Genomic DNA, 24,383 nt, shown 5'->3' with positions numbered 1-24,383 from the left:
AGAATCTATGAATTTAAAAATAAATAAACATAGAAATGGTTTTTCCCTTGTGGAGACCATTTTTTCTTTATTAATTATTTCAATTGCAGTTAGTTTGATTGGATTTACATTCCAACAAATGCGTAAAAATAATTTAAACCAACAACAAGAAAGTGAAATTTTTCGTTATTTAGATTTAATTGAATCCAAACAATTTGCTTTTAAAAGTTTGATGATTAAAAACAATCAATTATTTTTATATAGTCAAACAGAACAAAAAAGTTATATTGTGAGTCGTTATAAAGATCAAATTAAAATGAAAACAGCTGATGGTGGCTATATGCCATTAATTTTGCATGTTGAAGATGCAAATTGGAAAATAGACCAAAATCATGTTATTTCAGCGATTAAGCTAAGGGGACATACTTATGAATTTACCAGTAATCTCACAACGAAAAGGTAGTTTAACTTTTATTGCAATTATTTTTTTATTTTTAGTTGCTATCGTGATTACTTATCAATTAAAAACTGTCGATACACAGGTTCACAGTAATAATTTAAGAATTGCTCATATGTTACGAACAATCGAACAATGAATCTTGAAAAATGACAATAATTTCGTTACTATTAACCTAGATACAAGCTAAAGGAGCTGAAGATATTGTCTGAAAAAGATACCACAGATTTATATCAAGTCTTTGATCAATCTACCACGGTATTAATGCAAGCCCTTAATACTTCATATTTGGATGCCTTTATTGAAACGGCTGATAACATTATTGATAATGGGACGGTACGTGTTGAAGATGGAGTTCCAAATGAAAAAATTGTCAAAGAATTGACGGAACTTTATAAAACGGTTGATTATAAAAAGATGGATGCTCCTTCGATTCGTCGAGCTATCCAAATGGCTATGATTAGAGCAATTAAAGTTGATAAAATCCAAGCAATTCATCAAATCACTCCTGATACGATTGCCTATATTATGGGATATTTGATTTTGCGTTTATACAAAGAACAAAAGTCAGTTAAGGTTCTTGATCCCGCAGTTGGATCGGAAAATCTTTTAACTGCGGTGATGAATCAATTGAATTTGGAATTACATGAGAATGTTTCTGGAATTGGGATTGATAATGACGATTCTATGATTTCAATTGCAAGTATTAGTGCTAAGATGCAAGGATTAGATATTGAATTGATTCATCAAGACAGTCTTGCTGAAATGGATATTCCAGATATCGATTTAGTAGTTTCTGATTTGCCAGTTGGCTATTATCCAATTGATGAAAATACAGTTGGTTTTGAAACTAGAGCTAGTAAAGGTCATTCATACGTTCATCACCTTTTAATTGAGCAATCAGTTAAGTACTTAAAAGGGGGTGAATTTGCAGTCTTTCTTGTTCCAAGTAACTTATTTCGAACTAATGAAGCTAAAGGTTTGTTAAAATGGATGCAAGACACTGTCTATTTACAAGGTGTTTTAAATTTACCAAAAGAATTGTTTTTAAATGAAAGTGCTCAAAAAGCAATTATGATTTTACAAAAACGCGGTAATGGTGCTAAACAGGCAGACAAAGTAATGCTTGGAGAATTCCCATCATTTAAAGATACCGATGCTTTTCAAAAATTCATGCAAGAAGTTGTTGATTGGGAAGAAAAAGATTTATTGAAGAAATAAATTTCAAAAAATAAGGGAGATAATTATGAGTAAGATCATTGCTGTTAATGCCGGTAGTTCAACTTTAAAGTTCAAATTATATGAAATGCCTGAAGAAAATGTTTTAGCTGAAGGTGTAATTGAAAGAATTGCACTTCCTGCTTCACATGTTGAAATTAAATATGGTGATGGCAAGAAATATGAAAAAACAACAGATGTAAAAAATCATGAACAAGCTATTCAAATTTTATTAGATCAATTATTGGATCTTGATATTATTAAAGAATACTCAGAAATTAATGGAGTTGGTCACCGAGTTGTTGCTGGTGGTGAATACTTTGATAAATCAGTAGTTATTACTCCTGATGTTTTGAAAAAAATTGAAAGCTTAACTGAATTAGCACCACTTCATGAACCAGCTAATGTTCTTGGAATCAAAGCTTTTAAGAAAGTTTTGCCTGATATTATTAGTGTGGCTGTTTTTGATACTGCTTTCCATGCAACTTTACCTGAAAAGAATTTCTTATACAGTCTTCCCTATGAATATTATGAAAAATATAGTGCTCGTAAATATGGATTCCACGGAATTAGTTACCGTTATGTAAGTCAACGTGCTGCTGAATTACTTGGCAAACCAGCTGAAGATTTGAAGATGATTATTATGCATTTAGGTGCTGGTGCTTCAATTTGTGCCGTTAAAAATGGTAAATCATTTGATACTTCAATGGGATTCACTCCCGTAACAGGAATTACCATGGCTACTCGTTCTGGTGATGTAGATCCTTCATTGCTTGCTTATGTAATGGAAAAAGAAGGCATGACAGATATCAATGAAATGATTAAAGTACTTAATACAAAATCTGGGCTTCTTGGAATTTCTGGAGTTTCTGCTGATATGCGTGAAGTTGAAGCAGCTCAAGCAACTAATCCACGTGCTAAAGTAGCTCGTGAAATTTACGTTAACCGGATTATTCGTTATGTTGGTGCTTACCTTGCTGAAATGGGTGGTGCAGATGCAATTGTGTTTACTGCCGGTGTTGGTGAAAATAGCATTACTATTCGTAAAGAAGTAGCAGAAGGATTAAACTACTTTGGAATTGGCGTTGATAACGAAAAGAATGACGTTCGTGGTGTTGTTAGAGATATTAGTGCAAAAGACTCAAAGATTAAGACTTTATTAGTTCCTACTGACGAAGAATTGATGATTGTACGCGATGTTCAAACATTAGCAAATAAATAAAATTAAATAATTATGGCTCTTCGTCAAGAAGTACTGATGAGAAAATAGAATAAGTTTTCAAGCAGCTCGTGTCTGGAATTCGGCATGAGCTGTTCTTTTATGGTTCCAGTTGATGGCAATATATGAATTAGGTAGGGCGAGCAGGATATGAGCCCGAAAATTGAAGAAGTTGCGAAAACCATAAGCGGTTCGTTTAATGACTTTAATTTTGTTATTTGTCCCTTCTACTGGGCTATTAGTATAGTTTTGGTATTTGAAGCTGTTAATGATCTCTAATTTATGGCTCCGCAAGGTTCGTTGAACCTTTTGGAGTGGCCAAGGTAGCGTGGTCTATTTTTGACTGAGTAACTGATTCAATTCACCTTGATCACGATGACTGACGGCTAAAATTAGATCTTGATAATAACGATAGGCCTGACTTAGATCATCATCGAAAGACAGTAAGCGATGAACTACTTCAACGTCGGTAAGCTGAGCGTAACCAAAATTATGGCGTGACCAATAGTTATCATATTTAAGAAGTCCTGCTGGGGTTAAAATTAGTTTCCAGAAGTGTTTAGGAGCTCGCCACTGGTGAGTACCTTTCCCGGCTCTATTCATAGCCTTGATACGAATTTGATTCAAAGCACGATATGCTTGGGCGACCACGTGAAAGCGGTCGGCAATAATAATGGCATGAGGGAACAATTCATGAATAAGATGACGGTAAGGTGTATACAGGTCAACCGTAATTGTTTGAACCGCTAAACGAGCCGAGCGGTCGTAACGCAGAAAGTAATTGCGTAAGTAGCGACTTCGTCGTGACAAAATAATGTCTAAAGTACGGTGATTTTCAATGTTCATCAAGATCATACTCATTCCACTGGGCGCAAAGCGACCAGACTTAAAATCATCAAAAGCAATGTGTCGTGGTAGCCAGTGGTAGTTAGGCTTGAAGAATTGATCGAGGTTAAAAGATAACCCGTCTTACAGTCCAATCAGAGATGCCAAGTTCCTTAGCAATATCGGTTTGCGATTCATTAACAGTTAGTTGCATCATAACTCGCTGTTTAATGGCTTAACTGATATGATGGTGATACTTAACGTCCTCAACTTTAGCCACTTTGGTAATCGTTTGTGGGCAGTTTAGTGACGGCTTACAAAGATATTTTTGTTTACGAATTGACCAAATAGTTGGCTCATAGTGCAAGCTTGGTCATAGTACTTTAACAAGCTTAAAGCCATTCTTGAGCATTAATTGACCGCAACGCGGGCAATGTAAAGGATAAGACTGAATAAGATGCACAATTATCTGGTTACCTTGATCTTCAATTGCATCTTTAAAGTGTGCTGTATCTAATTCAAGGTAGGGATCTTTAATTTCAAGAGCAGCTTTGGTAGAATAATTCATGAAGGATGGTCCTTTCTTTACGAAGACGGGGTTCCGAGCCATCTTTCGTTTTTTATTTTAAATTTAAACCAAAATAAGTACCGATGTTAAATCCATCAGTACTTAAAATTGTAGAGTCATAATTATAGACACTTTTTAAACAAGTGTCTTTTTTATTTAGACATATTTCGGAAAAACAAGTATAATTTAGTTAATCTATTTGTTAATTTGAAAGGACGTATTTAATTGACTGAAAATAATGAACAAAACATGGAACGTGGTTTAAAAAGTCGTCACGTTCAACTAATTGCTCTTGGAGGAACGATAGGAACCGGATTATTCTTGGGAGCTGGTAAATCGATTCATCTTGCAGGACCATCAATCCTACTTGCATATTTGATTGCTGGGTTAGCTTGTTTCTTCTTGATGAGAGCACTAGGCGAACTATTATTGTCACATACAAGCAGTGTTTCATTTATTGATTTCATTGATAAGTATTTAGGCAAAAAAACAGGATTTGTTGCTGGATGGACCTACTTAATTTGTTGGATAACCATTGCAATGGCTGAAATTACAGCTGCCGGGTTATATATGCAGTTTTGGTATCCTCATCTTCCAATTTGGGTAACTGCTCTGTTCTTATTAGTAATTTTATTTTTTATGAATTCAATTACTGTATCTGCATTTGGAGAAACTGAGTTCTGGTTTGCCATTATTAAAGTGGTTGCAATTTTAGTATTAATTGGCGTTGGGGTAATCCTCGTTGCAATTAATTACAAAACTCCCGTTGGAAATGCTTCTGTTAGTAATATTACTAATGTAAGTTTCTTCCCACATGGGTTTAGCGGGTTCTTCCTTTCTTTCCAAATGGTAGTTTTTAGTTTTGTTGGAGTTGAGATGATTGGAATGACTGCTTCTGAAACTAAAGATCCGCAAAAAATTATTCCTAAATGTATTAATGATGTTCCCGTTAGAATTATCCTATTTTATATTGGAGCGTTAGTCGCTTTAATGTGTATCTACCCTTGGACTTATGTATCACCAGATTCAAGTCCCTTTGTTCAAGTCTTTCAAGGAATTGGAATTAAATCAGCAGCCGCCATTGTTAATTTTGTCGTTTTAACCGCTGCCGTCTCTTCTTGTAATAGTGCGGTCTTTACAACTGGAAGAATGTTGTATTCTCTTACTTCAGGAAGCAAAAATAAGTTTGCAAAAAAATTAGGAATTCTTTCAAAACGAGGTCTTCCTACCAATGCCATTCTCTTATGTACTTTATTGATTGCTTTGTCAGTTATTCTTGATATCATTATTCCAAGTGGCGTGTTTGACTTCATTTCTAGTGTAGCAACGACTTGTTTCTTATACATTTGGTCACTAATTGTGATTGCTCATTATAAGTACCGGAAGTCATTGAGTGTTGAAGAAATCAAAGCATTACCTTTTAAAATGCCACTCTTTCCATATTCCAACTTATTTGTGCTCGCTTTTATGGTAATGGTTTCAATTGTTCTTCTTTTCCAATTATCGACTTTGATTGCGTTACTCGGTTCAGTAATTTGGTTTGTTGTAATGTATTTATTTGCCAATTATAAATTAAAATAATTTAAAATTATTAAGAGGCATCAGATGAAAAAATTATCAGATGAATGGTTAGCTCAATTACCACTAACAAATATAAAAAGTTTAAAACCAGTTGCTGGTGGGGACATTAACGATTCTTATGAAGTAATCAGTGACGAAGGACGTTTATTCTTAAAAGTTCAACCGAATCGAGGTAAAAGTTTTTTTGCTCACGAGGTTGAGGGAATTAAATTATTGTCACAGGCTGCTAATGTTCCGACTGTGATTGATTACGGAGAAATTGAGCATGATGGCTTTTTGCTTTTAGCTTGGATTGAGATTGGTACTGGTAATCAATACAATTTGGGTCAGATGGTTGCCCAAGTCCACCAAATTCATCAGCAAAAATTTGGGTTGGATCATAATTTTACAGCTAGTAAATTTCCTAAAATTAATACTTGGCAGACTAGTTGGTCTAAATTCTTTATTGAGCAACGGTTAGAACCCTTGATTAAATTTGCTAAAGAAAAGGGTCGTTGGAATCAATCACGTGAACAACATTATCAAATTTTAAGACAACAAATCATTGATTATGATAAAAACCACAAAATTGAACCTAGTCTTTTACATGGTGATTTGTGGATTGGAAATGCAATTTTCACTGCCAATCATCAACCAATGTTAATTGATCCAGATGTTTTTTATGGCGACCGTGAATTTGATATAGGAATTACAACCGTCTTTGGTGGGTTTAATAATGATTTTTATCGTGGGTATAACGATACATATCCATTAAGACCTGGATTTGAAAAAAGAGTTAGTTGGTATCAATTTTATTACGCTTTAATGCATGTTTATTATTTTGGTGAAAATTATGAGTCTTTATTAGATGGAATTTTGAGCTCATTTAATTAGTATCTAAAAATAAAAGCTTTCATTTGATTTTTTTCAAATGAGAGCTTTTTTGGTACGTTGGCCTTTTTGTCTGTTTAAATTTTTGAGAGATGGTAGAATTAAAATATATGTTAAGACGAGGGGAATGAAGATGAAAAATAAAGTAGCCATTTTACATACTAATGATTTACATTCACATTTTGAAAATTTCCCTAAGATTAAACGTTTTATGCAAAGTAAAACAAAAGAACTTGAATCCCAAGGATACACTATTTTTCGCGTTGATGATGGTGACGCAATGGATCGTTCTAATCCCTTAACAGATGTGACTAACGGTCAAGCAAATGTTGAACTTTTAAATCAACTTAATTATGACGTTGCAACCGTCGGAAATAATGAAGTTTTGACTAATTCTCATGACGACTTAGAACATCTATATGATAAAGCTAACTTCAAAGTTATTTTAGACAATGTTGATGAAAAAGAAACAGGCAAAAAACCACAATGGTCTGATTCATACGCTGATTATGTTTTACCGAATGGTTCTAAGCTTAGATTTATGGCCTTAACTTTTCCTTATCCCACCTTTAAAATGCTTGGTTGGAATGTTTATCCAGTCTACGAAACAATTAACAAGCAACTAAAAAAGTGGAGTGGAGATTATGACGTTTTGATTTTACTTTCTCATCTCGGTATTAATTACGATGGTGAAATTGCAAAACGTTTTCCAGAAATCTCAATAATTATTGGTGGTCACACCCATCATTTATTGAAAACAGGTAAGTTAGTAAACCAGACTTTGCTAACTGCTGCCGAAAAATGGGGACATTATGTTGGTGTGATTACTTTTAACGTTGACGGAAAACATGTCTCAAACCGTCAGGCGGAAGTAGTTAAAGTTAGCGAATTAGCTAGTCAGCCCGAGGACAAAGATTGGATCGAAGAAATTGATCAGCAAGGACACACGATGTTAGCTGATCAAAAAATTGCTGATTTACCTAAGCCCTTAACTACCTCATTAGAGTCTGATAATTCAATGATAGAGGTTGGATTGAAAGCACTTGAATCTTATACGAAAACTGAAGCGGCAATTTTGAATACCGGTTTATTTTTAAAAGATTTGCCAAAAGGAATTGTTGATATGAATCAAATTCAACAGGTCCTTCCACACAACATCCATGCCATGAAGACAACTTTTTGGGGATTTGATTTGGTTCGTTTAATTAAAGAAATGGAAAAGAATAAAAAGTTCTTGATTCATTTTGAACAAAAAGGAATGGGATTTCGTGGGAAATATTTTGGCTTGCTAGAGTACGATGGAGTTGAATATGATGATAAACGTAATCGCGTATTATGGCATGGAAAACAAATAATTTTATTTAAAAAATATGAAGTTGGATTAATTGATCATTATGATTTTATTCCATTTTTCCCAACTGTTGATATTGCTGGTAAAAATAAAATATATTTTGATGGAACTTTAAAACAAATTTTTGCTGAGTATTTAGCAAAAAAATATCCAATAAGGAATGAAAAGAATGAAGCATAGTGAAATTGAAGAATTAATTGATACTCGTAAAGATGCTAGAACGAAGCTTGCAGATATAAAGCGAGTTGATGAAAATACTTTAAAAATTAACGGTCATTTGTATAATTTAATTGTTAATAAAAATGATGGATTTGAGTTAGGACAGTTTGAGAATACTTTTAATCCTATTTTTACTCATTTTGATTATATTGTTGGTGATATTGGTTATGGACAATTACGATTAAAAGGTTTTTATGACGATCAACGTAATGTTGAAAGTGATTTAAAAAAGAGTTCAATTCAAGATTACTTAATTGATTATTGTAATTTTGGTTCGAGTTATTTTGTTTTACATAATCTTGAAGCAAGTAAAGTAAAGGAAAACAAGAAACCAATTACTCGTCCAAGAAACCGTAATCATCAAAAGAGTAATATCCAAAAGAATCACGAAAATAAACCCAAGCGACAACCGCAAAAGCAAACTAAACCTAATCATCATCGTAAGTTTACTATTCGCCAAAAAAGTGGGGACTAATATTCATGAAAAAATATAAAGGATATTTAATTGATCTTGATGGAACAATTTATCAAGGTAAAATTAAAATTCCAGCGGCCAAACGATTTGTCGAAAGACTTCAAAAGAACCAGATTCCATTTTTATTTGTCACCAATAATACGACTAAGCAGCCAGCTGACGTGGTTAAAAATTTAGCTGACAATCACGATATTTTTGTCAATGAAAGTAATGTGTATACTTCTGGACAAGCGACTACTGAATACTTACTAAATGATGTTGTTAAGCATGGGTTAACTAAAAGTGCCTATGTGATTGGTGAAAAGGGGTTAAAACAACTCCTTACTGAAAATGGATTTGATTTGTACTCATCCAATCCTAGTTATGTAGTAGTTGCCCTAGATCGAGATTTAACCTATCAAAAACTAGCGCAAGCTGTACTTTACGTAAATGCGGGGATTAAATTCATTGGAACAAATGCCGATACTTTAATCCCCAGTGAACAAGGTATGATTCCCAGTGCTGGAGCAATTATTGATTCTGTCCGTTACGCCACTCATACTAATCCCTTTATTATTGGAAAGCCCAATGATTTAATCGTGAATAATGCGGTAAAACGGATGGGATTACAAAAAGATGAAGTTGTGATGGTAGGGGATAATTATGATACTGATATTGCTGCAGGAATTAAAGCGGGTGTCGACACTCTATTAGTTTATTCTGGTGTTTCTAAACGGGATGAAGTTGCTAAATTACCAAATAAACCAACGAATGAGATTGATAATTTTGATGAATGGATTTTATAATAAACGTGATTACGTGCTTTTAATGATGATTATTTTATTTTCAATCACTATGAGTACTTTTTTGGTTATCAATGCAAATTTCATTTATGGGATTGTGATTAAATATTTAGATTTGAATGATAAATATCATGTTTCACTAAATGTTTTGCTACATAATTTGAAAGTGATGACGGATTTTATTCAGGATCCATTTATTAATGGCATGAATTTAACCCCTTATCACTTATCTAAAGGTGCGTATGAGCATTTTACGGATGTACGTAAGTTAGTTATGCTTGATTATCTAATTTTAGCGTTAAGCACTCTTTATTTGATAATTACTTGGTATAAAAAAATTATTCAACGAGAACTTTGGAAATTAACTGATTATTTAAAACGTACCATGATTATTTTATGGTTATTAATGTTAATTTGTTTAATCGATTTTAATGATATTTTTATCTATTTACACGAAATGATTTTTCCTAATCATAACTGGGTCTTTAGTCCAAAAAAAGATCCGATAATTAATGTATTACCGGATCAATATTTTTTATGTTGTTTTGCAGTGTGGTTTGGTTTAGTGTTTTTATTATTAATTGGTTTTTATGGTTATGGCAAATTACAAATAAAAACGAACAAGCATTAGGCTTGTTCGTTTTTACTATTTAGGTGACTTTTGATTATTCCAATGATGACTGGAATAAGTGAAATGAAGATGATTGAAATTACTACAATTGAGAAATGCTTTTGTACAAAGGGAATATTTCCAAAGAAATAACCACCACCACAGCAAAGGGTAACCCATGCAATACAAGCAGTTAAGTTGTATTTGATAAACTTACTATATTTGTAATCGCTACTTGCGGCAACGAATGGGGCGAAAGTTCTTACAATTGGCATAAAACGCGCGATAAAAATTGCAACCGCTCCATATTTATCAAAGAAAGTTCTAGCATGATCGAAATCCTTTTTCTTAATAAATTTACTAAGAAAGCGGTTTTCGGTAATTGCCATTCCTATTTTCTTACCGATAAAGAAGTTTAATGAATCACCACTTACCGAAGCAATTAGAAATAAAATTATAAAAATCCAAATGTTTAGTCCGTATTTAGGATTAGCTGCTAAAGCAGCTGCAGCAAAGAGAAGTGAGTCTCCCGGAAGAAACGGAAGAATCACGGCACCGGTTTCTACCAATATTATTAGAAATAAAATTAGATAGGTCCAATCACCAAAATTATTAACAATGGTAATTAGATGCTTATCGATGTGTAAAACAAAATCAATCAATGTACTCATATTAGTTATAAATCTCCGTTCATAATGTGTTTTATGCAATACTTATATTCTATCAAACAATTGAAACGATAAAACTTTAAAATTGATTAAATTTAATTGAAAAAGATATTGACGCTTTTAATCTTTACTGGTAATATTATTAATGCCGGTAAGGGAGATTGAGAAATGATTTTGATGATTAATTTTAAATTATTTCTTGACGTTATATCGCTTATCGTGTTATTATTATGTAGTTGTCTGATAGGGCAATTAATTTTTAGTTTTCATTCCGACATAGCTCAGTTGGTAGAGCACCTGACTGTTAATCAGGTTGTCGACGGTTCGAGCCCGCCTGTCGGAGTAGTATTATGGAGAGTTGTCCGAGCTGGCCGAAGGAGCATCATTGGAAATGATGTAAACGGATGAACGTCTGTTTCGAGGGTTCGAATCCCTCACTCTCCGTAAGAAATTTATTAATATGACCCGCTGGTCAAGTGGTTAAGACACTGCCCTTTCACGGCAGTAACATGGGTTCAAATCCCGTGCGGGTCATTTTGGAAGATTAGCTCAGCTGGGAGAGCATCTGCCTTACAAGCAGGAGGTCACAGGTTCGATCCCTGTATCTTCCATTATAATATGGTCCGTTGGTCCAGTCGGTTTAAGACGCCTGCCTGTCACGCAGGAGATCACGAGTTCGAGTCTCGTACGGACCGTTGTTGCAGGTTATACATGCAACTATAAAATTAAATAAACAGCATAAACATAAATGGTATGGCTCTGTAGCTCAGTTGGTAGAGCAACGGATTGAAGCTCCGTGTGTCGGCAGTTCGATTCTGTCCAGCGCCATTTATGGAGGGGTAGCGAAGTCTGGCTAAACGCGGCGGACTGTAAATCCGCTCCTTCGGGTTCGGTGGTTCGAATCCACTCCCCTCCATTTAATAGGGATGTAGTATAACGGTAGTACCTCGGTCTCCAAAACCGCTAGTGCGGGTTCGATTCCTGTCATCCCTGTTTATGATGTTATGGCGGTAGTGGTGAAGTGGTTAACACATCGGTTTGTGGTACCGACACGCGTGGGTTCGATTCCCATCTACCGCCCTTTTGATTGTCTTGCTTTAAAGCAAGAAGAGGGCAATTGATTCAAATGATTTATGGCGGTATAGCCAAGTGGTAAGGCAGAGGTCTGCAAAACCTTCATCGTCGGTTCAAATCCGACTACCGCCTTAGTATTGTCACAATCAAGCAAGCTCTTGCCGAGATGGCGGAATTGGCAGACGCGCTGGACTCAAAATCCAGTGATCATTGCGATCGTGCGGGTTCGACCCCCGCTCTCGGCATAACTAAATAATTAAAAGACTTTGTATAACGGTAAAACGTTAGTACTAAGTCTTTTTTTAATTTAAATTTTTTAAGATTAAGTGCAACTTATAATACAAAATAAAAGCGCCTGAACTATTAGTCCACACGCTTTTATTTTGTATTAAATTAATTTAAATAAATTAAGTACGCATTTTTTAAAGATGTTACCAGTAATACCCAAAATAAAACATACATCGATTTTTCCATAAAACCACCAACTTTATAATGGAAAAAGTGCCTATGTTTGTTGGTATTTTTTAAAACGAAGGGGTACCAAATATCAACTTTGTTTGCTGAAAATCCATCTTCAATGATGTGAATTAGGATTCCAATTGAAATACCAAACATACATACCGCAATGTAAAAATGATTAGATTCCAATAAAAGACTAATATACATAAATAGAAAGACATTCCATAATGTGTGCGTGAATCCACGATGTTTAACGTTAATAAAAAAATGCTTATAAAATAAACCAAAGATTGTAGTTTTATTTAATTCACTATTACGAGAATCAACATCGGGAAGTAAACTTCCAAAACCAACTGAGGCGAAGATGATGGTAGTAATCACTAATGGTACAGTTACATGATTAGTTTGTGAGTAATAATTTACAGCGGTTAAAGATATCGCTTCAGATGATACCAAATGAGTTTTTCCTAACATGTTCTCTTCCTATATTAATTTTAAACCTTTATAGCTATCATTAACTCTTATTATAGGCGGTATATCAACGTTTGTGTAGATTTTCCAAAATAAAAATCCCTAACAAAGCTAAATTTAAGGCTTTGTTAAGGATTTGATAATTAAATTACCCGTACGAGACTCGAACTCGTAGCTCCGCCTTGAGAGGGCGACGTCTTAAACCAGTTTGACCAACGGGCAATAAAGATATAACGTTTTAATTTTACTAATATAATGGTTTTATGTCAATGTTAATTTCAAATTGACATGGCTATTTAATCATTGTAAGATTATTAATGTAATTTATTGGGCATTAGCCAAACTGGTAAGGCAGTGGACTCTGAATCCATAATGTACAGGTTCGAATCCCGTATGCCCAATACTATATTAGTATGTTAGAAAAGTCGCTATTTAGCGGCTTTTTTTATTATGATAATTAATTTTAAACCATTATAATGAGTTTAATAGGGGTGATAAATATGAGTTTTGAAAAGGTTAAAGGATTAATTAATCAAATGATAAATGATGAGATTGTACCTGGTGCTTCTTATTCATTTATTACTGGTTTGAATGTTGAAGATCACGTTGCAGGATACAAGCAATTGAAACCAACGAAAGAAATTTTGCCACAAAATCAATTATACGATGTTGCTTCAATGACTAAAGTTATGGGAACTGTTCCAGTAATTATGCAACTATTACAAGAGGGTAAAATTGGCCTTGATGATTCAGTTACTAACTATCTACCAGAATGGAAATTTCCTAAAGTTACCATTCGTCATTTATTAACACATACTTCAGATATAGAAGGATACATACCTAATCGCAATGAAATGAATATGAACCAATTACGTCAAGCACTTTTAGGTCTTCATACAGGACATAACTTTGGAAAAGAAGTGAAATATCAAGACGTTAATTTTATTTTTTTAGGGTGGATTGCAGGTGTTGTCACTGGATTGCCAATTCAACCACTGATTACTCATATGGTATTAACTCCATTAGGAATGATCGATTCAACTTTTCATCCAGATGCTAGAAGAACAGTGCCAACTACTTATGATGAAAAAACTGGCATGAATCGGGTTGCCAAAGTCCATGATCCCAAAGCTCAAATTTTAGGATCGAACTGTGGGTCAGCTGGTTTGTTTAGTTCCCAACGTGATTTTGATAAATTTGCACAATGGATGTTGCAATTAACACAACCTGGCAAAGTTTACACACCAAATATTTTTGATGCGATGTTCTGTAATCAAACTCCAATGCAAAATGGAACGCGGACTTTTGGCTGGAAATTAGAGGATTATGAAGGCCATTCATATATTTACCAAACAGGTTACACAGGAATTTTAATGATTCTAGTACGGGAAAGAAAGAGTGCTTTCACATTCTTATCTAATCGTGTACATCCTGATGTCAGTGAACGATTTATCGATGCTCGCCAAGATATGATTGATGCTTACTTATCGGATTTGTTTGATTAGAATAAAATTGTTAAATGCTTATTAAGTTTTGACAGTATAGTATAATTAAACTAACTGATTTTAAAAAAATTACAATGAGGTAATTCTAATGAATAAACAACCATATAATATTGGACTAGATATTGGAACGAGTTCAGTTGGGTGGTCAGCCACTGAACTGGATAATCGTTTATTACATATTAAGGGACACAACGGAATCGGAGTTCGTTTATTTAAAGAAGGAGAATCGGCAGCTGATCGTCGTGGCTTTAGAACAACTAGAAGACGGTTATCTCGTCGAAAATGGCGGCTTCGGTTATTAAACGAAATTTTTGCTACTGAAATTGCAAAAGTTGATCCAAGTTTCTTTGCCAGATTAAAACAATCAAACGTTTCGCCCAAAGATCCAAATAAAACAATGTTTGGGAATATCTTATTTGATGACGAAAATTTAGATGATCAAAAATTTCATCATGATTACAAAACAATTTATCATTTGCGGCAAGCAATTATTAATCATCCAGAACAAAAATTTGATATTAGATTAATTTACTTAGCCATGCACCATATTATTAAATATCGTGGTCATTTTTTGAATCAAGCAAATGTGCAAGATTTTAAAGGTGGAAAAATTGATTTAGAAAAATCTTTTAAAGCGTTGAATGACATCTTTGAAAATCAAGGACGTGATTTACGGCTTGTGACTGATGAGGCTAATCAATATGTAAAAGTACTTAGTGATAACGCCAAAACTAGATCTGATCGGCAAAAAGAATTATCGAAGTTATTGTATGTTCCAATTGATAAAGATACTGATAAGAATAGTAAGAAAGTTACGGGAGAAATCCTCAAGGCTATTTTAGGTAATAAAGCTAAATTTGATGTGATTTTTGGCATTGAGGTGAAAAATCCTAAAGAATGGGTCTTAACTTTCAATAGTGATGATTTTGACGATAAAATTGAAGGTTTATCATCCCAAATGACGGATGAAGATTCTGAAATTCTTTTAATTTTGAAAGAACTTTATTTCGCTTTGAATTTATCTGATATTTTAAATAACTCAGTTACTGATAAAAATGCAAAAACTTTATCAGAAGCGATGATTAACCGTTACGATGATCATAAAAATCAATTAGCAATGTTGAAAAAAGTAATTGATAGTTCTGATAAGAAACATGCAAAGGAATTAAAAGAAGCTTATTCAGCATATATTGATGGGGAAAATAATAAAAAGATTTCTTTTGAAGATTTAAAGAAACGAATTCAAAAGAACTTAGTTAATTCAGAATTATCACAAAAAATTAATGATTTATTAGATCATGATTACTTTTTACCTAAACAACGTTCTAAAGAGAACGGTGCCATCCCACATCAATTACAACAACAAGAATTAGATCAAATCATTGAAAGTCAAAAACAATACTACCCTTTCTTAGCAGAATTAAACCCGAACGAAAAACGAAGTCGTCAAGCTAAGTATAAACTTGATGAGTTAGTTGCTTTCCAAGTTCCTTATTACGTTGGGCCAATGGTTGAAGTTACCGATAGTAATCAAGAAAATAATGGTAAGTTTGCTTGGATGATTAGAAAAGAACAAGGTGAAATTACCCCTTGGAATTTTGACGAAAAAGTTGATCGGACTGAAACTGCTACCAAATTTATTACTAGAATGACTACGACCGATACTTATTTAATTGGTGAACCAGTGCTTCCTAAAAATAGTTTGTTATACCAAAAATTTGTAGTCTTAAATGAATTAAACAATTTAAAAATCAATCAAGAAACGATTACGCCTGGACAAAAGCAATATCTTTATGAACATGTCATGAAGAAAAACAAGCGGGTGACCTTGAAAAAGATTGCAGATGCCTTAGTAATTAAAGGTGACTATCCTTACGCTCCAGAAGTTAAGGGAACAACTGACCAAAAGAATTTAAATAACGGATTAACGACTTATATCGATTTAGCCAAAATTTTTGGTAATGAATTAGATGATGTTGATCGAGAAGCAGACTTTGAAAAAATCATCGAGTGGTCAACGATTTTTGAGGATCAACATATATTTGCCTTAAAACTTCAAGAGCTTAAATGGCTTACGGAAAAACAACGTAATCAAGTTGTTAAACTTCGATACCAAGGTTGGGGTAAATTATCTAAAGAATTACTTGCTGGTTTAGTTGATGATAATGGGCAACGAATTATTGATCTTTTGTGGAGCGATAATCAAAACTTTATGCAAATCGTAAACCAAAAATCATTTAAAGAATCAATTGCTGATCATAATGGTGCTCACTTAGAAGAGAAAAATTTAAAAGATGTTATCAATGATTTATATACTTCACCTCAAAATAAAAAAGCCATTCGTCAGGTTATTTTAGTGGTCGATGACATTATTAATGCAGTTGGTTATGAACCAGCTAATATTATGATGGAGTTCGCCCGTGAAGATTCTAACGACCATCGCTTAACTAATTCTAGAAGTCGACAATTAGAAAATGTTTATAAGGATATTACTAATAGTTGGTTTGACAATGATAGTGTTAAAGATGAACTAGAGGACAAAATTAAAAATAAAGATAAGTTTACAGACCGCTTGTATCTATACTTTACACAAGGCGGAAAAGATTTATATACTGGTGAACCATTAAATATTGATGATTTATCTAGTTATGACATTGATCACATTTTGCCTCAATCATTTATTTTAGATAATTCGTTAGATAATCGGGTCCTTACTTCTCAAAGAAATAATCGGGTTTCAAAAGAAGATCAATTGCCAGGTGAATTATTCGGTACTAAGATGCACGCATTTTGGAAACGATTAAAAGCAGCTCATTTAATTAGCAATAAAAAATACTATAATTTAACGCTTACACCTAATTCAATTAGTAAATTTAATAATCAAGGACGTTTTATTAATCGTCAGCTAGTTGAAACGAGACAAGTAATTAAATTAGCTGCTGAAATACTTCATAATCGTTATTCTGAAGAAAAAGGAACTAACATTGTGACAATTAAAGCAAATTTAACTCATCACATGCGGGAAAAATTCAATTTCTATAAGAACCGAAATGTTAATGATTATCATCATGCCTTTGATGCATATTTAACGGCTTTTGTGGGAAACTGGCTATTACAACAATATCCTAAATTGAAACCTTATTTTGTATACGGTGATTTTGCTAAAACTGAAATTAATAATTTGAAGTCATTTAACATGCTTTATAAATTTGAACAAGCTCACCAATTGAATGAAAAAGATGGGAAGATTGCTAAAGATACGGATGCCTTATTAGGTTATATGAAAAATGTCTATCACTTTAAGAAGATGTTGGTTACTAAGGAATTGGAAACTAATCATGGGGCTTTATTTAAACAAACTTTGTACCCATCACCAGCTCATGATATTAAAAAACGGCAATTAATAAAACCAAAGGATAATCGGCCAACAGATATATATGGTGGTTATACACATGAAGAAAGAAAATATATGTCTTTAGTTAAAGTGATTGGGAAAAAAGATAACGAATATAGAATGGCGAATGTACCACTTTTAAAAATTAATAAGAATAATGATATTAAAGAAATTTTAAAATCACAATTTTCTAATAAGAAATTCGAAATTGTTTTACCTAAAGTTTTAAAAAATCAATTATTTAGTGAAAATGGTGCATTATTTGTGATTGGCAGTAAACAATATAAATATAATGCTAATCAACTTGTTTTATCTGATCTTGATATGAAACTTTTAAATGATTTAAGTAACAATAAATCTATTGATGAAGTTACTATCAATCAATTATTTAAAAATATTGTTGATAGTACTAATAAATATATGCCATTATATGAAATTAAAAATTTAAATGAAGTAGTTGAAAAATTCAATAATCTAGAATTTAATGATAAGAAGAAAACGATAACTGATTTCTTACTGGCAACTCATGCTAATCCTACTATGAGTAATTTGAAAAATATTGGATTGCCATCTTACTTTGGTGGATTTATAAGAAATACTGGAATTAAATTAAGTGAAAATGCAAATGTAATTTACCAATCACCAACTGGATTATTTTCACGAAAAGTTAAAATTTCTGATTTTTAAATGCAAAACAAAAAGGAAGCTAGAAGATAGCTTCCTTTTCTTATATGTATGGCCCTTAAGGGCTCAGAAGATAAAACTTGGCACAAGACCTTGTTTGATTTTAACTCAGTACGTCATTCTAATGAGATTAAAATGCTGGCATTCCAACCAACAAAATAAATATAAACAATATCTGAGATATTGTCAAGGAGAAGAACATGGGTTGGAGGACAATTGTAATAACGCAGCACGCAAAAATTTCTTATTCAGGTAGGAGAATTATCGTTCAAACTAATAGCAAAATTAATGAAATTCCAATTGATGACATTGAAGTTTTATTAATTAGTACTACACAGGCAGTTATAACAGCACGAGCAGTTGCCGAATTGGCAAATAATTCAGCAAAAGTTATTTTTTCAGATAAGGTCGGACAACCAATTACAGAAACCAATAATTATCTTCCAAATAATCGATCATATTTGTTATTAGAAAAACAATTTAATTGGGATGATAATCGCAAAGAAATGTTATGGACTTGGATTGCTACTGAAAAAATGAAAATGCAGATTGAAGTTTTACAAAAGAAAAAAATTGATACAGAAGAATTGAACTATGAGTTTGCTAAAATTGAAATTAACGATTTGACTAATCGTGAAGCCGTTATTGCCAGAAAATATTTTCCACTACTTTTTGAAGATGGTTTTGGTAGACGTGATTTTAATCCATATAATGCCGCCCTTAATTATGGATATTCAATTTTACTTTCGTTTGTTGATTTGAATATTTCAGCAGCAGGATATTTAACTCAATTAGGAATTCATCATCATAGTGATGAAAATCAATTTAACTTAGGTTCTGACTTAATGGAACCATTTCGTCCGATTGTTGATTTGTGGGTAAGTCAACAAGATATTAAAGAACTAACTCCAGACATTAAGTACGGATTAGTTGATTTATTTAATCTAGAAATTAAGTTTAATGGAAAAAATACTATTTTGCGAAATGCCATTAAAAGTCACGTTCAGAATTGTTTGAAATATCTTTCTGAAGAAACTGATGAAGTTAAAATTGATTTGGAGGTTGGAAATGAGGTATCGGGTAATGCGATTAATCGTAATGTTTGATTTGCCAGTTGAAACAAGTGAAGAAAAACGAAATTATCGCAAGTTTCGTAAAGAACTAATCAATGAAGGATTTTTAATGATTCAATATTCGGTTTACGCTAAGGTTTGCGTGAGTCGTCAATCAGCGACTTTTACTGAAAATCGAATTTCTACATATTTACCTAGCAAGGGACTAGTCCAAACTTTAATGGTAACGGAAAAGCAATACAACAGTATGAATTTTTTGATTGGTGAGAAAAAAGATGATGTTCGAAATACTTCAGATCGGACGGTGATAATTTGAAACTTACATTTTATCCTTATAGCCCCTTTGAAATTGAAAAAGGGGAGCTTACTATCATTCAAACTACAAATAAAAAATTTTATTTTGATGTTATTAATGGTTTGAAAAATCTTGATCGTCTGGTTTTAAGTCAAGATGATGAAAAAATTGATGCCAAACTAAGTTTAGTTAATTTAGACGATGTAGTGACTAATACTGAGCAAACCCTAAAATTTAAAACAAAAATTAAAAATGATGTATTAAATAATCTAAATGATGATAATCGAAAACGGTTATTTCAACTCGATGCAGAAATGAAAGAGATTTTTTTAGGTGCCGCTTATTTAGATGATTTTCCCATCCAAGTTGATGAAGATTGGGATATTAATAAACAATATGCATATACAGGTACTAAATTGTTGAATGTGAATCATGATAATCCATATGATATAATTAAAGAAGTTCTTAATTTATATGCGAAATTTGATTCAAAAAAGTTGTTAGTTCTTAAAAATCTATTTAATTATTTGTATTCCAATCAGATTGAAAGTCTGGTTCAAATGATTAAAACTTTAGAATTGAACGTACTTATTTTAGATTTTTCAAGTGAAGATTATTCCACTTTTCTAGAAGAATGCCGTTATTACTGCATTGACAGAGACTTTGTGAGATGGGATTCTGCTGATAGGTGAATATTACAGACGGTTTTAGAAGTACGTCATTCTAATGAGATTAAGAGCTTCATGGCAAGCGTGGACGAAAGGGGCAACGTTTTAGAAGTACGTCATTCTAATGAGATTAAGAGCGCTTAATCCAGCTTTAGGGCCTAATTTTTTGTTTTAGAAGTACGTCATTCTAATGAGATTAAGAGCTCGAAGACTGGACAAGAGCTTCAAGTGTCTGTTTTAGAAGTACGTCATTCTAATGAGATTAAGAGCGTGAATGAATTATTGAATAGTGATAAGCCAGTTTTAGAAGTACGTCATTCTAATGAGATTAAGAGCAATTTCTTTTTTCTGTTCTTTAATTTCTTTGTTTTAGAAGTACGTCATTCTAATGAGATTAAGAGCGTGGGAAAAACAACCATCGATTAGGTCTAAGTTTTAGAAGTACGTCATTCTAATGAGATTAAGAGCACTCATCTAGCCTATGCTTGCTTGAAGTATGTTTTAGAAGTACGTCATTCTAATGAGATTAAGAGCATATTGATGTTTCTTTAATTTCAAACAAACGTTTTAGAAGTACGTCATTCTAATGAGATTAAGAGCCTCCGTATTGTGTTTCTTTTAAAGCATTGAGTTTTAGAAGTACGTCATTCTAATGAGATTAAGAGCTTTATTTAAGGCTGGATCAAGTGAAACGTTGTTTTAGAAGTACGTCATTCTAATGAGATTAAGAGCCCGATAACAATGCTGATTGCCTATATCTTGGTTTTAGAAGTACGTCATTCTAATGAGATTAAGAGCTTTCTACTTTTAACATGTAGTCAATTGTTAGTTTTAGAAGTACGTCATTCTAATGAGATTAAGAGCAAGTTGAACAGACTGCTAGTACGCTGACTAGTTTTAGAAGTACGTCATTCTAATGAGATTAAGAGCACCAACGGAAAACAATTAGTCCTCAACGGGGTTTTAGAAGTACGTCATTCTAATGAGATTAAGAGCAGTAGTGAATGGTTATGTAGTAAAATACTAGTTTTAGAAGTACGTCATTCTAATGAGATTAAGAGCTCGAGATACCCGAAAACAAGACGTGGCTAGGTTTTAGAAGTACGTCATTCTAATGAGATTAAGAGCTCAACTTTACTAATTCGCCCATCGTGGCCTGTTTTAGAAGTACGTCATTCTAATGAGATTAAGAGCTTGATAACGATGAAAGTTGTTGTTATGCTTGTTTTAGAAGTACGTCATTCTAATGAGATTAAGAGCTATGCGCGAATAAAAAAAGAACCAACTACCGTTTTAGAAGTACGTCATTCTAATGAGATTAAGAGCAGATATTACTACGATAATTGGAAGCCTGGCGTTTTAGAAGTACGTCATTCTAATGAGATTAAGAGCCTAGATGACGTGGACGAAACTAGAGCTACGGTTTTAGAAGTACGTCATTCTAATGAGATTAAGAGCAAATTTCATTTCCAACATCAATAATATTAGGTTTTAGAAGTACGTCATTCTAATGAGATTAAGAGCTATTATTAAATGAATTAAAAACAATTAATAGTTTTAGAAGTACGTCATTCTAATGAGATTAAGAGCAGCAACTAATACTGATTTTGGTGTCCACATGTTTTAGAAGTACGTCATTCTAATGAGATTAAGAGCCAATTGTATGTTTTGCAAGTCCTCGTTCTGGTTTTAGAAGTACGTCATTCTAATGAGATTAAGAGCTCAACAACAATATGCTAACGATAAAGTTAAGTTTTAGAAGTACGTCATTCTAATGAGATTAAGAGCATAAAGGTGACGTTGTTACTGATAGACTAGATAAAATTGTTGCTTATTTATTTTTAGATAACCCAGACAATTTAACAATGCTAAAGCATAAGGACAAAGATAAGGAAAATTGTTCTGTGGATAACCTAGAGTTTTTCACCAATAAAAAGTTCAATAGTTCTCAATATTTGTTAGAAGATAAGCATAGAGTTGACCATGCAAAAGAATTTAACGAATAGGTGGATAACTAAATGAATAATGCAAAATTTGCAGTAACGGTAGATAAACGAACAGATAAGGGATTAGTTAGTAATAAATAAACTATTGTGTCATAATGATAAATGAATATAAAAACTAAACATAAGGTGGAGAATACATGTTTGAGAGTTATAAGAGAGTTTTGACAAACCTACCAGAATATTCTAAGAATATTTTTCGTAAGGGATATTTTAAATGGCTATTGGGTCAAGTAAAAGGTTGGAGTAAGATTAGTTATGCTTTATTAGTAGTAAACTTTATCTTACAAGTCTATATTTTAGCAACTACTCTTATGGGTAGTCCTTCTCCAGAATTATTATGGGGAGCAATTTTTGGATTTATTGGCTCTAACTTAGCAGTATTGACAGTTTGTGGCATTAGTAATTTAAGTCCTATCCAGGGATGGGCTGCGGCATGCTCAGCAGTGTTTATTATCTTATCTGCTGCTATTGCACACAATTATGCTAATATTGTAGAACAATTGGTTTACTTTTTTGCACTAGATTTATTCTGTATCTTAGACCCCCAGTGGAATGAAGACATCCATGTAGAATCTTTCAAGTCTTGGTTAGACTGGATTAAGTATATTATTTTCTTTGTAGTTGCATGGGGAATTGTTTATTATTTATTTGGTTTAACTGACGACCCTAGTTTATTCTGGGATTCCCTCACCTTAGCACTTGCTCTTACAGGTTCTTTACTAGAATTAAACTTAAAGAAAGAACAATATGTAGTGTGGATATTAGGTAACATTACAGCAATATTTTTATGGTTTTCTTCATTCCAACTCGGAACAGCTAGTCCAGCATTATTTGTAACTTATATGATTTTCTTTATTAATAGTTTACAAGGTGCTTATAACTGGAATAAGCTTAGTCATAAATCTAAATAATTAAAACAAATAGAAGACTAATCATTAATTTGGTTAGCCTTTTTTGTATACATATATTTATATATTATCAATGAAACTAAAACGATAATAGGGAGATTCACTATGACCTCAAGAGAAAAAAGTTTAGAGAGATTTAAGAAAAATAGTCAAACTGAACAAGAAATTGATAAAGGTATTCAAGAAGACAAACAAGCAGAAGATGATGCTGAAGTATTAAAAAGAAAATTAGAACAAGCACAAAGGGCTTTAGAACTTGCTAAGAAAGAAAACGCTAACTATAAGTCAGCTATTAATGAAGAAGAAGTAGGGAAGATTGTTTCTGACGTTGACGACGAGTTATTTATTAAAACTTATCACTATCGTGCGGGAAAAGAAGATAAGTCAGTTAGAATTGTCTTAAGACCTGCTATGGCTTATGACCAATCAGTAATGGCACAAAGAGTAGTAGATATTACTGACGGTAAAGGTGTCTATATGGATGCTAATAATACTGAATTAATTACTGCAGTTGCATTGTTCCAAACGGTTGGAAAGGGGCTACCAGATACATTAACAGATTTGCACAAGATTTCTCGTACAGATTTGGTCTTTGAAATTTTTGAAGACTATAATGAATGGTTAGACAATTTTCGTAACAAACAGATACTCTAATAAACTACTAAGAGATTTAAGATATGTCTTAGGATGTTTTAGAAGTACGTCATTCTAATGAGATTAGGAGTAATAATGTTTAAATTTAATATTGATACATCTAAACACAAAAAGAAATATACTTTAAAAATTTCTAATATTTTGATTTTAATAATAATTTTAGCAATAATTTGTTTTAAGTTAGCTATGCAATTATAATTGCATGATCAATAATAATTTCACCATAATTAGGTGGACTTTTTTAATACTCAAAAATCACATCATATTAAAATCTTGGCATGCATCATAAATGTTACTTATGTAAACTATAGGAAAATTTAATAAATTTAGTAAAAACCATTTAAAAGAAGATTAAAATACAATATACTAA

At 32.6% G+C, this 24,383-nt stretch carries 19 protein-coding genes, 13 tRNA genes, 1 pseudogene and 1 CRISPR repeat array; of the genes and pseudogenes, 29 read left to right on the top strand and 4 right to left on the bottom strand.

From position 1 onward, the window contains the following. Positions 1 to 7: 7 nt before the first annotated feature. The 4 genes from PY770_RS04605 (at position 8) to PY770_RS04590 (ending at position 2,876) form a co-directional block, all read left to right on the top strand. Entirely contained in the window at positions 8 to 442 is a 435-nt protein-coding gene (locus PY770_RS04605) for a competence type IV pilus minor pilin ComGF (protein ID WP_103468009.1), read from the top strand. Continuing rightward, positions 408 to 575, top strand: a complete 168-nt coding sequence (locus tag PY770_RS04600; RefSeq protein ID WP_156843444.1) for a hypothetical protein — start codon at positions 408 to 410, stop codon at positions 573 to 575. Before PY770_RS04605 ends, PY770_RS04600 begins: the two co-directional genes overlap by 35 nt. Positions 576 to 640: 65 nt before the next feature. Next, complete coding sequence (locus tag PY770_RS04595; RefSeq protein ID WP_275045824.1) at positions 641 to 1,657, top strand: class I SAM-dependent methyltransferase; 1,017 nt, start codon at positions 641 to 643, stop codon at positions 1,655 to 1,657. Positions 1,658 to 1,682: 25 nt separating this feature from the next. Next, positions 1,683 to 2,876, top strand: coding sequence for an acetate/propionate family kinase (locus tag PY770_RS04590; protein ID WP_014082138.1), 1,194 nt, complete (start codon positions 1,683 to 1,685; stop codon positions 2,874 to 2,876). Positions 2,877 to 2,933: 57 nt separating this feature from the next. On the opposite strand, the pseudogene PY770_RS07160 reads toward PY770_RS04590, so the two are convergent. Next, positions 2,934 to 4,266, bottom strand: a pseudogene (locus tag PY770_RS07160) (ISL3 family transposase). Between the two features lie 249 nt (positions 4,267 to 4,515). On the opposite strand from PY770_RS07160, the gene PY770_RS04570 reads away from it, so the two are divergent. From PY770_RS04570 to PY770_RS04545, 6 genes are all read left to right on the top strand, one after another. Next, a complete protein-coding gene (locus PY770_RS04570; RefSeq protein WP_103428521.1) occupies positions 4,516 to 5,847 on the top strand; it encodes an amino acid permease in 1,332 nt (443 codons plus the stop codon). A 24-nt stretch (positions 5,848 to 5,871) separates the two neighbouring features. Next, positions 5,872 to 6,720 carry a fructosamine kinase family protein gene (locus PY770_RS04565; protein WP_014082136.1) on the top strand — a complete coding sequence of 283 codons (849 nt, stop codon included), beginning with the start codon at positions 5,872 to 5,874 and terminating at the stop codon, positions 6,718 to 6,720. A gap of 130 nt (positions 6,721 to 6,850) precedes the next feature. Next, positions 6,851 to 8,248 carry a bifunctional metallophosphatase/5'-nucleotidase gene (locus PY770_RS04560; protein ID WP_275045823.1) on the top strand — a complete coding sequence of 466 codons (1,398 nt, stop codon included), beginning with the start codon at positions 6,851 to 6,853 and terminating at the stop codon, positions 8,246 to 8,248. Further along, positions 8,238 to 8,762, top strand: a complete 525-nt coding sequence (locus PY770_RS04555) for a YutD family protein (protein WP_014082134.1) — start codon at positions 8,238 to 8,240, stop codon at positions 8,760 to 8,762. The genes PY770_RS04560 and PY770_RS04555 overlap by 11 nt, the downstream gene beginning before the upstream one ends. 5 nt (positions 8,763 to 8,767) lie before the next feature. Beyond that, positions 8,768 to 9,547, top strand: coding sequence for a TIGR01457 family HAD-type hydrolase (locus PY770_RS04550; protein ID WP_014082133.1), 780 nt, complete (start codon positions 8,768 to 8,770; stop codon positions 9,545 to 9,547). Beyond that, on the top strand, positions 9,531 to 10,175 hold the full coding sequence (locus PY770_RS04545; protein ID WP_056957442.1) for a TIGR01906 family membrane protein: 645 nt from the start codon (positions 9,531 to 9,533) through the stop codon (positions 10,173 to 10,175). The genes PY770_RS04550 and PY770_RS04545 overlap by 17 nt, the downstream gene beginning before the upstream one ends. Here the strand turns inward: PY770_RS04545 and PY770_RS04540 are convergent. After that, positions 10,172 to 10,825, bottom strand: coding sequence for a VTT domain-containing protein (locus PY770_RS04540; RefSeq protein ID WP_275045822.1), 654 nt, complete (start codon positions 10,823 to 10,825; stop codon positions 10,172 to 10,174). The two genes, PY770_RS04545 and PY770_RS04540, sit on opposite strands and share 4 nt — an antisense overlap. Before the next feature lie 267 nt (positions 10,826 to 11,092). Here PY770_RS04540 and PY770_RS04535 point away from each other — a divergent pair. The 11 genes from PY770_RS04535 (at position 11,093) to PY770_RS04485 (ending at position 12,141) form a co-directional block, all read left to right on the top strand. Further along, positions 11,093 to 11,165 (top strand) — tRNA-Asn (locus PY770_RS04535). A gap of 9 nt (positions 11,166 to 11,174) precedes the next feature. Next, positions 11,175 to 11,266: transfer RNA gene (locus PY770_RS04530), tRNA-Ser, on the top strand. Between the two features lie 18 nt (positions 11,267 to 11,284). After that, positions 11,285 to 11,356, top strand: a tRNA-Glu gene (locus PY770_RS04525). 4 nt (positions 11,357 to 11,360) lie between these two features. Next, positions 11,361 to 11,433 (top strand) — tRNA-Val (locus PY770_RS04520). 9 nt (positions 11,434 to 11,442) lie between these two features. Then, positions 11,443 to 11,517 (top strand) — tRNA-Asp (locus PY770_RS04515). A gap of 60 nt (positions 11,518 to 11,577) precedes the next feature. Then, positions 11,578 to 11,650: transfer RNA gene (locus tag PY770_RS04510), tRNA-Phe, on the top strand. Between the two features lie 5 nt (positions 11,651 to 11,655). Continuing rightward, positions 11,656 to 11,738 (top strand) — tRNA-Tyr (locus tag PY770_RS04505). 6 nt (positions 11,739 to 11,744) lie between these two features. Next, positions 11,745 to 11,815, top strand: a tRNA-Trp gene (locus PY770_RS04500). A gap of 14 nt (positions 11,816 to 11,829) precedes the next feature. Then, a tRNA-His gene (locus tag PY770_RS04495) sits at positions 11,830 to 11,902 on the top strand. A 55-nt stretch (positions 11,903 to 11,957) separates the two neighbouring features. Continuing rightward, a tRNA-Cys gene (locus PY770_RS04490) sits at positions 11,958 to 12,028 on the top strand. A gap of 28 nt (positions 12,029 to 12,056) precedes the next feature. Continuing rightward, positions 12,057 to 12,141: transfer RNA gene (locus tag PY770_RS04485), tRNA-Leu, on the top strand. A gap of 148 nt (positions 12,142 to 12,289) precedes the next feature. Here PY770_RS04485 and PY770_RS04480 read toward each other — a convergent pair. Continuing rightward, positions 12,290 to 12,829, bottom strand: coding sequence for a metal-dependent hydrolase (locus PY770_RS04480; protein WP_139571222.1), 540 nt, complete (start codon positions 12,827 to 12,829; stop codon positions 12,290 to 12,292). A gap of 145 nt (positions 12,830 to 12,974) precedes the next feature. Next, a tRNA-Glu gene (locus PY770_RS04475) sits at positions 12,975 to 13,048 on the bottom strand. 106 nt (positions 13,049 to 13,154) lie between these two features. On the opposite strand from PY770_RS04475, the gene PY770_RS04470 reads away from it, so the two are divergent. From PY770_RS04470 to PY770_RS04435, 8 genes are all read left to right on the top strand, one after another. Then, positions 13,155 to 13,227, top strand: a tRNA-Gln gene (locus tag PY770_RS04470). Positions 13,228 to 13,326: 99 nt separating this feature from the next. Then, positions 13,327 to 14,331 (top strand): serine hydrolase domain-containing protein, encoded by a 1,005-nt coding sequence (locus PY770_RS04465; protein WP_056958670.1) that lies wholly within the window; start codon positions 13,327 to 13,329, stop codon positions 14,329 to 14,331. Positions 14,332 to 14,419: 88 nt separating this feature from the next. After that, positions 14,420 to 18,412 (top strand): type II CRISPR RNA-guided endonuclease Cas9, encoded by a 3,993-nt coding sequence (gene cas9, locus PY770_RS04460; protein ID WP_275045821.1) that lies wholly within the window; start codon positions 14,420 to 14,422, stop codon positions 18,410 to 18,412. Between the two features lie 197 nt (positions 18,413 to 18,609). After that, positions 18,610 to 19,515 (top strand): type II CRISPR-associated endonuclease Cas1, encoded by a 906-nt coding sequence (cas1, locus tag PY770_RS04455; RefSeq protein ID WP_056958675.1) that lies wholly within the window; start codon positions 18,610 to 18,612, stop codon positions 19,513 to 19,515. Then, on the top strand, positions 19,493 to 19,798 hold the full coding sequence (cas2, locus tag PY770_RS04450) for a CRISPR-associated endonuclease Cas2 (RefSeq protein WP_041817833.1): 306 nt from the start codon (positions 19,493 to 19,495) through the stop codon (positions 19,796 to 19,798). Before cas1 ends, cas2 begins: the two co-directional genes overlap by 23 nt. Beyond that, complete coding sequence (gene csn2 / locus PY770_RS04445) at positions 19,795 to 20,469, top strand: type II-A CRISPR-associated protein Csn2 (protein ID WP_103428488.1); 675 nt, start codon at positions 19,795 to 19,797, stop codon at positions 20,467 to 20,469. The genes cas2 and csn2 overlap by 4 nt, the downstream gene beginning before the upstream one ends. 12 nt (positions 20,470 to 20,481) lie before the next feature. Beyond that, a CRISPR array of direct repeats spans positions 20,482 to 22,233; the repeat unit is 36 nt; unit sequence GTTTTAGAAGTACGTCATTCTAATGAGATTAAGAGC. 355 nt (positions 22,234 to 22,588) lie between these two features. Beyond that, positions 22,589 to 23,362, top strand: coding sequence for a nicotinamide riboside transporter PnuC (gene pnuC, locus PY770_RS04440; RefSeq protein ID WP_275045820.1), 774 nt, complete (start codon positions 22,589 to 22,591; stop codon positions 23,360 to 23,362). Between the two features lie 102 nt (positions 23,363 to 23,464). After that, positions 23,465 to 24,013: a hypothetical protein gene (locus tag PY770_RS04435; protein ID WP_275045819.1), complete on the top strand. Its 549-nt coding sequence runs from the start codon at positions 23,465 to 23,467 to the stop codon at positions 24,011 to 24,013. The last annotated feature ends 370 nt before the right edge of the window (positions 24,014 to 24,383 follow it).

The sequence above is a fragment of the Fructilactobacillus sanfranciscensis genome (genome assembly GCF_029023685.1).
GTDB classification, from domain to species: domain Bacteria; phylum Bacillota; class Bacilli; order Lactobacillales; family Lactobacillaceae; genus Fructilactobacillus; species Fructilactobacillus sanfranciscensis.
This window is presented reverse-complemented; position numbering and strand designations above follow the sequence as displayed.